This is a genomic window from Stenotrophomonas daejeonensis (genome assembly GCF_001431505.1).
GTDB classification, from domain to species: Bacteria; Pseudomonadota; Gammaproteobacteria; order Xanthomonadales; family Xanthomonadaceae; genus Stenotrophomonas; species Stenotrophomonas daejeonensis.
The window spans coordinates 1-11,289 of the sequence record NZ_LDJP01000111.1; the positions used below are offsets into that span (position 1 = coordinate 1).

General features: G+C 68.9%; 11 protein-coding genes. 5 read left to right on the forward strand and 6 right to left on the reverse strand.

Annotated elements, in window-relative coordinates; translation table 11 throughout:
- Positions 1 to 71: 71 nt before the first annotated feature.
- From ABB34_RS14435 to ABB34_RS15060, 5 genes are read right to left on the reverse strand one after another with little or no spacing between them, the layout of a single operon-like run.
- Positions 72 to 857, reverse strand: a complete 786-nt coding sequence (locus ABB34_RS14435) for a succinate dehydrogenase iron-sulfur subunit (RefSeq protein WP_057642077.1) — start codon at positions 855 to 857, stop codon at positions 72 to 74.
- A gap of 18 nt (positions 858 to 875) precedes the next feature.
- A complete protein-coding gene (gene sdhA / locus ABB34_RS14440; RefSeq protein WP_057642078.1) occupies positions 876 to 2,666 on the reverse strand; it encodes a succinate dehydrogenase flavoprotein subunit in 1,791 nt (596 codons plus the stop codon).
- 3 nt (positions 2,667 to 2,669) lie between these two features.
- Positions 2,670 to 3,053 carry a succinate dehydrogenase, hydrophobic membrane anchor protein gene (gene sdhD, locus ABB34_RS14445; RefSeq protein ID WP_057642079.1) on the reverse strand — a complete coding sequence of 128 codons (384 nt, stop codon included), beginning with the start codon at positions 3,051 to 3,053 and terminating at the stop codon, positions 2,670 to 2,672.
- Positions 3,050 to 3,445, reverse strand: coding sequence for a succinate dehydrogenase, cytochrome b556 subunit (sdhC, locus tag ABB34_RS14450; protein ID WP_057642080.1), 396 nt, complete (start codon positions 3,443 to 3,445; stop codon positions 3,050 to 3,052). The genes sdhD and sdhC overlap by 4 nt, the downstream gene beginning before the upstream one ends.
- 54 nt (positions 3,446 to 3,499) lie before the next feature.
- Positions 3,500 to 3,676: a DUF1674 domain-containing protein gene (locus ABB34_RS15060; protein WP_338062560.1), complete on the reverse strand. Its 177-nt coding sequence runs from the start codon at positions 3,674 to 3,676 to the stop codon at positions 3,500 to 3,502.
- Between the two features lie 36 nt (positions 3,677 to 3,712).
- Between ABB34_RS15060 and ygfZ the strand changes: the two genes are divergently transcribed.
- A complete protein-coding gene (gene ygfZ, locus ABB34_RS14455; RefSeq protein WP_057642081.1) occupies positions 3,713 to 4,573 on the forward strand; it encodes a CAF17-like 4Fe-4S cluster assembly/insertion protein YgfZ in 861 nt (286 codons plus the stop codon).
- Positions 4,574 to 4,657: 84 nt separating this feature from the next.
- On the opposite strand, the gene ABB34_RS14460 is transcribed toward ygfZ, so the two are convergent.
- The gene (locus ABB34_RS14460; RefSeq protein ID WP_057642082.1) at positions 4,658 to 5,734 is read right to left on the reverse strand and encodes an ABC transporter ATP-binding protein; all 1,077 of its coding nucleotides are present in this window, start codon (positions 5,732 to 5,734) and stop codon (positions 4,658 to 4,660) included.
- A 306-nt stretch (positions 5,735 to 6,040) separates the two neighbouring features.
- Here ABB34_RS14460 and zwf point away from each other — a divergent pair, with 306 nt between their 5' ends.
- The 4 genes from zwf (at position 6,041) to edd (ending at position 11,199) form a co-directional block, all read left to right on the forward strand.
- On the forward strand, positions 6,041 to 7,480 hold the full coding sequence (gene zwf / locus ABB34_RS14465; protein WP_057642083.1) for a glucose-6-phosphate dehydrogenase: 1,440 nt from the start codon (positions 6,041 to 6,043) through the stop codon (positions 7,478 to 7,480).
- Positions 7,477 to 8,484: a glucokinase gene (gene glk / locus ABB34_RS14470; protein WP_057642084.1), complete on the forward strand. Its 1,008-nt coding sequence runs from the start codon at positions 7,477 to 7,479 to the stop codon at positions 8,482 to 8,484. The genes zwf and glk overlap by 4 nt, the downstream gene beginning before the upstream one ends.
- Entirely contained in the window at positions 8,481 to 9,200 is a 720-nt protein-coding gene (locus ABB34_RS14475) for a 6-phosphogluconolactonase (protein WP_057642085.1), read from the forward strand. Before glk ends, ABB34_RS14475 begins: the two co-directional genes overlap by 4 nt.
- An 82-nt stretch (positions 9,201 to 9,282) precedes the next feature.
- On the forward strand, positions 9,283 to 11,199 hold the full coding sequence (gene edd, locus ABB34_RS14480) for a phosphogluconate dehydratase (protein ID WP_057642086.1): 1,917 nt from the start codon (positions 9,283 to 9,285) through the stop codon (positions 11,197 to 11,199).
- Positions 11,200 to 11,289: the final 90 nt, after the last annotated feature.

The window sequence follows — 11,289 nt, forward strand, 5'->3', positions numbered from 1 at the left end:
GCTGCCCCTCTCACCCCGGAGGGAGATGGGCTAATCGTCCTTCCCCATCAACGGGAGAAGGGAATACAGCATCAGGCGCGGCGCGCCATCATCAGCTTCTTGATCTCGGCGATCGCCAGTGCCGGGTTCAGGCCCTTCGGGCAGGTGCGGGCGCAGTTCATGATGGTGTGGCAGCGATACAGCTTGAACGGGTCTTCCAGGTCGTCCAGGCGGGCGCCGGTGTCCTCGTCGCGCGAATCGATGATCCAGCGGTAGGCCTGCAGCAGGATCGCCGGGCCGAGGTAGCGCTCGCCGTTCCACCAGTAGCTCGGGCACGAGGTCGAGCAGCAGGCGCACAGGATGCACTCGTACAGGCCGTCGAGCTTCTTGCGGTCTTCCGGCGACTGCAGGCGCTCGCGGTCCGACGGCGCCGGGGTCTGGGTGCGGATCCACGGCTTGATCGAGGCGTACTGTGCGTAGAAGTGGGTCAGGTCCGGCACCAGGTCCTTGACCACGTCCATGTGCGGCAGCGGGTAGATCGGCACCTCGGCCTTGCCGCAGTCGCTGATCGCGCGGGTGCAGGCCAGGGTGTTGGTGCCGTCGATGTTCATCGCGCACGAACCGCAGATGCCCTCGCGGCAGGAGCGGCGGAAGGTCAGGGTCGGGTCGATCTCGTTCTTGATCTTGATCAGCGCGTCCAGGACCATCGGGCCGCACGCGTCGAGGTCGATCTCGTAGGTGTCGGTACGCGGGTTCTGGTCGTCGTCCGGGCTCCAGCGATAGACCTTGAAGGTACGCAGGTTCTTCCCTTCGCCTTGGGCCGGGAAATGCTTGCCCTGGGTGATCCGGGAATTCTTCGGAAGTGCAAATTCAGCCATGTTCGTAGGTTCCCCGGATCAGTAGACGCGCGGCTTCGGCGGCACGACGCCGACGTCGTCGGTGAGCGTGTACATGTGCACCGGCCGGTAGTCGAAGCTGCACTTGCCCTTTTCGTCGACGGTGACCAGCGTGTGCTTCTGCCAGTTGACGTCGTCGCGGTCCGGGTAATCCTCGTGGGCGTGGGCGCCGCGGCTCTCGTGGCGCTGCTCGGCCGAGTTGATCGTCGCCACCGCGTTGAGCAGCAGGTTGTTCAGCTCGTAGGTCTCGATCAGGTCCGAGTTCCAGACCAGCGAACGGTCGGAGACCTTGACGTCCTGGAACGAGTCGAACACCTCGGCCATCTTCACGCAGCCCTCGGCCAGCGTCTTGCTGGTGCGGAACACCGCGGCGTCGGCCTGCATCGTGCGCTGCATGCGGTCGCGGATGACCGCGGTCGGGGTGTCGCCGTTGGCGTGGCGCAGCTTGTCCAGCAGGCCCAGCGCCTTGTCGCAGGCGTCGGACGGCAGCTGCTTGTGCGGCGCGCCCGGCTTGATCGTCTCGGCGCAGCGGTTGGCCACCGCGCGGCCGAACACCACCAGGTCGAGCAGCGAGTTGGAGCCGAGGCGGTTGCCGCCGTGCACCGACACGCAGGCGGCCTCGCCGATGGCGTACAGGCCCGGCACCACCGTATCGGGGTTGTCGCCGACCTTGCGCACCACTTCGCCGTGGTAGTTGGTGGGGATGCCGCCCATGTTGTAGTGCACGGTCGGGATCACCGGGATCGGCTGCTTGTGCACGTCCACGCCGGCGAAGATCTTGGCGCTCTCGGCGATGCCCGGCAGCTTCTCGTCGATCACGCCCGGGCCGAGGTGGGTCAGGTCGAGCAGGATGTGGTCCTTGTGCTCGCCGACGCCGCGGCCTTCGCGGATCTCGATGGTCATCGAACGGCTGACCACGTCGCGCGAGGCCAGGTCCTTGTAGTGCGGTGCATAGCGCTCCATGAAGCGCTCGCCGCTGTCGTTGCGCAGGATGCCGCCTTCGCCGCGCACGCCCTCGGTGATCAGGCAGCCGGCGCCGTAGATGCCGGTCGGGTGGAACTGCACGAACTCCATGTCCTGCAGTGGCAGGCCGGCACGGGCCACGAGGCCGCCGCCGTCGCCGGTGCAGGTGTGCGCCGAGGTGGCGCTGAAGTAGGCGCGACCGTAGCCACCCGTGGCCAGCACCACGCCGTGGGCGCGGAACAGGTGCAGGGTGCCCTCGGCCATGTCCAGCGCCAGCACGCCGCGGCAGACGCCCTCGTCGTCGAAGATCAGGTCCAGCGCGAAATACTCGATCATGAAGCGCGCGTCGTGCGCCAGCGACTGCTGGTACAGCGTGTGCAGCATGGCGTGGCCGGTGCGGTCGGCGGCGGCGCAGGTACGCTGCGCCGACGGGCCTTCGCCGTACTTGGTGGTCATGCCGCCGAACGGGCGCTGGTAGATCTTGCCGTCTTCGGTACGCGAGAACGGAACGCCGTAGTGCTCCAGCTCGATCACCGACGGGATGGCCTCGCGGCACATGTACTCGATGGCATCCTGGTCGCCCAGCCAGTCGCCGCCCTTGACGGTGTCATAGAAGTGGTAGCGCCAGTCGTCCTCGCCCATGTTGGCCAGCGCCGCGGCAATGCCGCCCTGCGCAGCCACGGTGTGCGAGCGGGTCGGGAAGACCTTGGTGATGCAGACGGTCTGCAGGCCCTTCTGGGCCAGGCCGAAGGTCGCGCGCAGGCCGGCGCCGCCGGCGCCGACGACCACCATGTCGACCTTGTGTTCGGTGATGTTGTAAGCGGACATGTATCAGTTCCCAAGCGCGACGCGGGCGACCGCGAAGATGCTGACGATCGCGCCGAGCACGGCGACGAACTTGACCGTGGTCTGCAGGGCCAGGGCCAGCAACGAGTTGTGGATGTAATCCTCCAGCACGACCTGCAGGCCGAGCTGCGCGTGCCAGAACATGGCGACCAGGAAGCCGACCAGCGCGATCGCGTTCCACGGCTTGGCCACGACGGTCACCGCGGTCACGTAGTCGGCGCCGACCAGGCTCAGCACGAAGCACAGGAACCAGATGGTCAGCGCGACCAGCGCGGTGGCGGTCAGGCGCTGGTGGATGAAGTGCACGGTGCCGGACTTGGCGCTGCCGAGGCCGCGTGCGTTCTTCAGGGGGGTGCGGTACTTGCTCATGCGGCGCCTCCGAAGCAGCAGACGTAGGCCCAGACCAGCGCGGTGATGACCAGCGAGCCGATCACCGACATCCAGCTGCTGCGGATGAAGGTCGCCTTGGCGTAGCCGATGGCGAAGTCCTGCACGATGTGGCGGATGCCGTTGCACAGGTGGTAGGCGAAGCACCAGGTCCAGCCGAACAGGATCACCTTGCCGTACCACGCGCCGGCGTGGGTGGTGAAGCAGTTCCAGGATTCGGGGCCCATCATCAGGGCGAGCAGGCCGCCGGCAATGATCAGGGCGCCTACGGACAGTACGATGCCGGTGGCTCGATGCAGGATCGAGGTGGCCATCTGTATCTGCCAGCGATACACCTGCAGGTGCGGAGAAAGGGGGCGGGGTCTGTTCGCCATTCGCTGACTCGTTATCTCGGCTGGGCGGCGGGTTGCCGCGTTGGCTAACGCTGCTCAGAAATCGATGCAGCGACCGTTTTTCTCCCAATCACCGTATCGCACCGGATCCAGTCCGCCGCGACCGCCGATTTCCTCCGGCACCGTTGCAGCGCCGGGAAGCGGCTGCTTCTCCGGCTCCAGCGGAGCTTCGGCCTCGGGCTCGGGAGTTGGGGTTGTTTGGCCTATCATCATCGGTCTCGCAACGCACAAATTTTAGTCCTCGTTCACGTGTCTGACAACCTCGCCCCCGCTTTCAACGGTTTCCGCACACTGCGCCAGCCGCAGCTGCTGAGCCTTTCCGGCCCCGATGCCGTCGCCTTCGCCCATGCCCAGTTCGCCAGCGACGTGGCCGCGCTGGCCGATGGCCATTGGCAATGGAGCACGTGGCTGACCGCCAAGGGCCGCGTGCTGGCGGTTTTCCAGTTGCTGCGGCTGGATGCCGGGCGCCTGCTGCTGGTGTGCCACGACGGCGAGATTGAGGCGATGGCCGAACAGCTGCGTCGTTTCGTCTTCCGGCGCAAGCTGGCCATCGAGCGGGCCGGCGACTTTTCCGTCGAAGGCGCATTCCAGCCACCCGTTGCCGCAACGGGTGCGGCCCTTGCCCGGCTGGACGACGGCACGATCGAACTGGATGTCGGCAGCCCGGCGTACCCGCGCACGCTGCGCCTGTCCGCCACCGGCGATGCCGCGCACGATGCGGCGGCGGAACTGGCCTGGCGCCAGTCCGACCTGCGCTTCGGCCTGCCGCGGCTGGCCCCATCGCAGCGCGAGCAATGGACGCCACAGCAACTGGGGCTGGAACGGCTGGCGGCCTACAGCGTGAAAAAGGGCTGCTACCCCGGGCAGGAAATCGTCGCCCGCACCCATTTCCTCGGCAAGGCCAAGCGCGCGGCCACCCTGCTGGAAATCACCGCGGGCGCCGCACCCGGCGACGAGGTCCGCAAAGACGGACAGGCCATCGGCACGCTGGTGAGCGTTGCCGGCGAGCTGGCGTTGGCGGTGTTGCCGCTGGATACCGGCGAGACGGACTTGAGCGTCGCCGGCGAAACGGTGGACGTGCTGCCATTTGTCGAAGGCTTGGCGCGCTGACCTTCCGCAGGAGCACACCCTGGTGCGCGACAGGCGTTACCGGGCAGGCGTTACCGGGAAAGCCCCATCGCGCACCAAGGTGCGCTACAGCCGCACGCCGGTCGCCGCATCGAAGAAGTGCAGCTTGTCGGCGCGCAGCACCAGCGGCAGCTCGCCACCCACCGGCGGCAGCGGCCGCGGCGCCACGCGCATCACCAGCGGCGCGTCATCCAGCATCACGTTGACGAATATCTCGTTGCCCACCGGCTCGATGCCTTCCACCGTCGCCACGAACAGGGCGGCCTCGCCCTCGCCGGCCGGTTGCAGGTGCTCCGGGCGCACGCCCACCGCCACCTCGCGCCCCGCCCATTCCCGCGCCACCGCTGCGCCATCCAGTGCCAGCACGCGGTCGTTCCGCAATTGCAACCGCGGACCATCGAGCAGCCGGCCGTGCAACACGTTCATCGCCGGGCTGCCGAGGAAACCGGCGACGAACAGGTTGGCGGGGCGCTCGTACAGCGCCATCGGCGTGTCGATCTGCTGGACCACGCCCTCGTTGAGCACCACGATGCGCTGGCCCAGCGTCATCGCCTCCACCTGGTCGTGGGTGACGTAGATCATCGTCGTGCCCAGCGTGCGGTGCAGCTGCGCGATCTCCGCGCGCACCGAATGGCGCAGCTTGGCGTCGAGGTTGGACAGCGGCTCGTCGAGCAGGAACACCGCCGGCTCGCGCACCAGCGCCCGGCCCAGCGCCACGCGCTGGCGTTGTCCACCGGACATCGCGCGCGGCAGCTTGTCGAGCATGCCGGCCAGCCCCAGCATGTCGGCGGCGGCCCGTACTCGCCGCGCCACCTCGGCCTTGCCGTGTCCGCGCAGCTTCAGGCCGAAGGCCAGGTTCTCGGCCACGGTCATGTGCGGGTACAGCGCGTAGCTCTGGAACACCATCGCGATGTCGCGGTCCTTCGGCGCGACGTCGTTGACCACGCGCCCGCCGATGGACAGCGTGCCACCGGTGATCTCCTCCAGCCCGGCCACCATCCGCAGCAGCGTGGACTTGCCGCAGCCCGATGGCCCCACCAGCACCATCAGCTCGCCATCGGCTATCCCGAAACTGGCCCCGTGCACGGCCACCTGGCCGTTGTCGTAGACCTTGCGCACCGCATCGAACCGCACATCCGCCATCGCTTGCCTCGCTCTTTCGTGGCCACGGGCGGCGGCCGGGGCGATCTTCCGAATACGAATACAGTCGAAACATTCTGCCACGCGGGCGTTTGGTCATGGCACCATCGGGGGCTCACGGTTTCGACCACGGGGACGCCAGCGGCCCGGCATGCGGACAGCGTGCGGCAGGGCTGCGGCCCCGGCGCGCGCGTCGGCCACCTCTCGCGCCAGCGATCGCAACCGTGGACATGCCATTGGCGGAATACCCACGGGAACACAAGAAAAAGGCGATTGACAACGATGTCACCAGCGCACGAAACTCGAGCCATGCACGACACCCTTCTCCTGTTCGGTGCCACAGGCGATCTGGCCCAGCGTTACCTGTTTCCTTCCCTGCTGCGCCTGCTCGGCGACGGCCTGCTCCCGGAGGATTTCCGGGTACGCGCGATGGCGCTTTCGCCGCACGACACGGAGAAATTCCACGACATCCTGCGCCCACGCCTGGAACAGGCCCTGCCGCAGGCCAGCCGGGACGACGTCAACAACCTGCTGGACCGCATCGACTACCGCTCGGTGGACCTGCGCAACCCCGAATCCATCGCCGAGGCGGTGCGCGAGTTCAACGACCGCCGCTGCGTCAGCTACCTGTCGATCCCGCCGGGCCTGTACATCTCCACCTGCCAGGGGCTGGCGCTGGGCGGCGCGCTGTCGGCGCCGCACCGGCTGATGCTGGAGAAGCCGATCGGCTCGGACTCGGCCAGCGCCGAGGAAATCCTGCAATCGATCGGCGCGCTGATCGACGAGGACCGGGTGTTCCGCATCGACCATTACCTCGGCAAGGCCGCGGTGCAGAACCTGATGGCGCTGCGCTTCGGCAATACCCTGCTGGAGGCGGTGTGGAACCGCAACTACATCGAATCGGTGCACATCCTGGTCGCCGAGAGCGACGGCGTGGATGGCCGCGACTCCTACTACTCGCGCTCCGGCGCGATGCGCGACATGGTGCAGAGCCACATCCTGCAGCTGCTGTGCCTGGTGGCGATGGAGCCGCCGGCCTCGCTGGAGGCCGACCGCATCCGCGACGAGAAGGTCAAGGTGCTGCGCGCGCTGCGCCCGCTCGACGCCGCCCATGCCGCCCGCGACAGCGTGCGCGGCCGCTATGTCGCCGGCACCATCGACGGCCAGCCGGCGCAGGCCTACCAGCCGCCGGAAGGCAGCGAGGCGGAAACCTTCGTCGGCGTCACCGCGCGCATCGACAATTGGCGCTGGGCCGGCGTGCCGTTCCACCTGGTCACCGGCAAGCGCCTGCCCGAGCGCACCACCCGCATCGAGGTCAACCTCAAGCCGGTCACCCACTGGCTGTTCGAGCGCCCGGACCGCCACGCCGCCCAACCCAACCGCTTGACCTTCCAGTTGCAGCCGCAGGAAAACATCCAGCTCGGCCTGATGAGCTCGCTGGCCGGCCCGGAATGGGGCGCGCTGGAACTGCAGCCGCTGGAGCTGGAACTGTCGGTGCCCACCGGCCTGCACCGCCGCATCGCCTACGAGCGCCTGTTCCTGGACGCCTTCAACGGCAACCACGCGCTGTTCGTGCGCGACGACGAGGTGCGCGCGGCCTGGGCGTGGATCGACAGCGTCAGTGACGCGTGGAAGGCCGCCGACCTGCCGATGCAGCCCTACCCGGCCGGCAGTTGGGGGCCGCAGCAGTCGCACGAGTTCCTGCCGGAAGCGCTGGTCGCCGAAAACCGCGTGGAAACCGGTCTGTGAGTGCTGCCGCCAACCACGTGCTGGTTGCCGACATCGGCGGCACCAACGCCCGCTTCGCATTGGCCGACACCCGCGCCGCCACGCCGCTGGACCAGGACAGCATCGGCGAATACCCGGTCGCCCGCTTCCCGTCGCTGGCCGAGGCCGCCGCCTGCTACCTGCGCGAACACGATGCCAGCGCGCATGCCGGCGTGTTCGCGGTGGCCGGGCGCGTGGACGGCGACGAAGCCCGCATCACCAACCACCCGTGGGTGATCTCGCGCTCGCGTACCGCCGCGCAACTGGGCTTCGGCACGCTGCACCTGATCAACGACTTCGTCGCACAGGCGATGAGCATCGCCCTGCTGCAACCGCAGGACGTGGTGCAGATCGGTGGCGCCCAGTGGCAACCGGCCGATGCCGGCCAGCCGCGCAACTACTGCGTGCTCGGCCCCGGCACCGGGCTGGGCGTGGGCGGGCTGCTGGTGCGCGATGGCCGCAACTACCCGCTGGCCACCGAAGGCGGCCATGCCAGCTTCGCCCCGGCCACCCCGGAACAGATCCGCATCCTGGAAATCCTCACCCGGCAGTTCGGCCGCGTCTCCAACGAGCGCCTCATCTGCGGCCCCGGCCTGGTCAACCTGCACCGCGCGCTGGCCGAAATCGCCGGGCAGGACCCGGGCCAGCTGCAGCCGGCGCAGGTCAGCGAGCGCGCTGCCGCCGGCGACCCGGTGGCGATGCGCGCCATCGAGGTGTTCATGGAGATCTTCGGCGCCATCGCCGGCGATGCCGTGCTGGTGCAGGGCGCCTGGGACGGCGTGTTCCTGACCGGCGGGCTGGTGCCGCGCCTGCTGGAACCGCTGCAGCATTCCGGCTTCCGCCACTGTTTCGAAAGCAAGGGCCGTTTCACCGCCACCTTGTCGCAGGTGCCCTCGCTGGCCATCGTCCACCCCTGCCCCGGCCTGCTCGGCGCCGCCGCCTGCGCGGTCGATGCGGAACGGGCGCACCCCGGAGCCCAGCCATGAGCGAACTCGTTTCCGACCGCCTCACCCTGACCCGCCATTCCGACGCGGAAGGCTGGAGCGAGAACGTGGCCAGGGAAATGGCGGCGATCCTCGCCGAGGAAATCCGCCTGCGCGGCCGTGCCCGCATGCTGCTGTCCGGGGGCACCACCCCGGCGCCGGTGTACGCGCGGCTGGCCGAGCACCCGCTGGAGTGGGCGCGCGTGGAAGTGGGCCTGGCCGACGAACGCTGGTTGTCGCCGCAGGACCGCGACAGCAACGCCTGGCTGGTGCGCGAGAACTTCCTCAAGCTCGCCGAGGGCGCGCACTTCGACCCGCTGGTGCGGGTGGGCAAGCCGCTGGCCGAATGCGTGCACGACGCCAACCTGCTGGCCTCGCATTCGCAGCCGGCCTGCATGGTGGTGCTGGGCATGGGCAACGACGGCCATACCGCTTCGCTGTTCCCCGGTTCCAGGGATCTCGAACTGGCCCTGGGCAGCAAGCAGCCCTATGCCGCGCTGGACGCCACCGGCTGCCCGGTCGCGAACGACTGGCCCCTGCGCATCACCCTGACCCCGCGCGGCCTGGCGCCGATCGGCAAGCGCTTGCTGCTGCTGCGCGGCAAGCAGAAGCTGGACGTGCTCAACGCCGCGCTGGAATCCGGCGACGTGCACAAGTACCCCGTGCTGGCGGCGATCGACACACCCGGCGCCAAGCTGCACGTGCACTGGTGCGCATGAAACCGGGAATGCGGAACGGGAACCTTCCTGCTCCCTGCATCCGCCGTGTCTCCTCCCCCACTCTTCTCATAGCCGGTAGCCAATGAGCCTGCATCCGAAAATCCACGCCATCACCGAACGCATCCGCCAGCGCAGCGCCCCGTCGCGCGCGGCCTACCTGGCCGGCATCGAGGCCGCGCTGCGCGAGGGCCCGTTCCGCAGCCGCCTGAGCTGCGGCAACCTGGCCCACGCCTTCGCCGCCTGCGGCCCCACCGACAAGGGCCGGCTGCGCGGCGACGTGACCCCCAACCTCGGCATCATCACCGCCTACAACGACATGCTCTCGGCGCACCAGCCGTTCGAGCACTACCCGCAGCAGATCCGCGATGCCGCGCGCGAACTGGGCGCCACCGCGCAGGTCGCCGGCGGCGTACCGGCGATGTGCGACGGCGTCACCCAGGGCCGCGGCGGCATGGAGCTGTCGCTGTTCTCGCGCGACATCATCGCCCAGGCCACCGCCATCGGCCTGAGCCACGACATGTTCGACGCCACCATCCACCTTGGCGTGTGCGACAAGATCGTGCCGGGCCTGCTGGTCGGCGCGCTGGCCTTCGGCCACCTGCCGGCGGTGTTCGTGCCGGCCGGGCCGATGACCCCGGGCATCCCCAACAAGAAGAAGGCCGAGGTGCGCGAGCGCTACGCCGCCGGCGAGGCCACCCGCGCCGAGCTGCTGGAAGCCGAATCGGCCTCCTACCATGCGCCGGGCACCTGCACCTTCTACGGCACCGCCAACTCCAACCAGGTACTGCTCGAAGCGATGGGCGTGCAGTTGCCGGGCGCCTCGTTCGTCAACCCGGAACTGCCGCTGCGTGGCGCATTGACCCGTGCCGCCGCCGCACGCGCGCTGGAGATCACCGCGCTGGGCGACGATTTCCGCCCGCTCGGCCGGCTGATCGACGAGCGCGCCATCGTCAATGCCGTCGTCGCGCTGATGGCCACCGGCGGCTCCACCAACCACACCATCCACTGGATCGCGGTGGCCCGCGCGGCCGGCATCGTGCTGACCTGGGACGACATGGACCAGCTCTCGCAGATCGTGCCACTGCTGACCCACGTCTATCCCAATGGCGAAGCCGACGTGAACCGCTTCGCTGCCGCCGGCGGCCCGGCCTTCGTGTTCCGCGAACTGATGGACGCCGGGCTGATGCACGACGACCTGCCCACCATTGCCGAGGGCGGCATGCGCGCCTATGCGCAGGAGCCGCGCCTGATCGACGGCAAGGTGGCTTACGTGCCGGCCGTGGCCGAGAGCGCCGACACCGAGGTGGTGCGCCCGGCCATCAACCCGTTCGAAGCGCAGGGCGGCCTGCGCCTGCTGCGCGGGAACATGGGCCGCTCGCTGATCAAGCTGTCGGCGGTCAAGCCGCAGTACCGCCACATCGAGGCCCCTGCGGTGGTGGTCGATGCGCCGCAGGTACTGAACAAGCTGCACGCCGCAGGCGCCTTGCCGCAGGACTTCGTGGCGGTGGTGCGTTACCAGGGGCCGCGCGCCAATGGCATGCCGGAGCTGCACTCGTTGGCGCCGCTGCTCGGCCTGCTGCAGAACCAGGGCCGGCGCGTGGCGCTGGTTACCGACGGCCGCCTGTCCGGCGCGTCGGGCAAGATCCCGGCCGCCATCCACGTCACTCCGGAAGCGGCGCGCGGCGGCCCGATCGCCCGCATCCGCGAAGGCGACATGATCCGCCTCGATGGCGAAGCCGGCACCCTCGAAGTGCTGGTCGATGCCGCCGAGTGGGCGGCACGCAGCATCGCCCCGAATACCGCACCAGCCGGCAACGACCTGGGCCGCAACCTGTTCGCAGTGAATCGCCGCGTGGTCGGCCCCGCCGACCAGGGCGCGATCTCGATCTCCTGCGGCCCGGCCCGGCCCGACGGCAGCGTGTGGGAATACGATGCCGAGTACGAACTCGGCCACGATGCCGCCGCCGCTGCCGCCCCGCACGAAGCCAAGGATGCTTGATGCTGTTCCCTTCTCCCTCCGGGAGAAGGTGCCCGAAGGGCGGATGAGGGGCAAACGTGGCCAGTGATGCCTGAACCATCTGGACTCCGT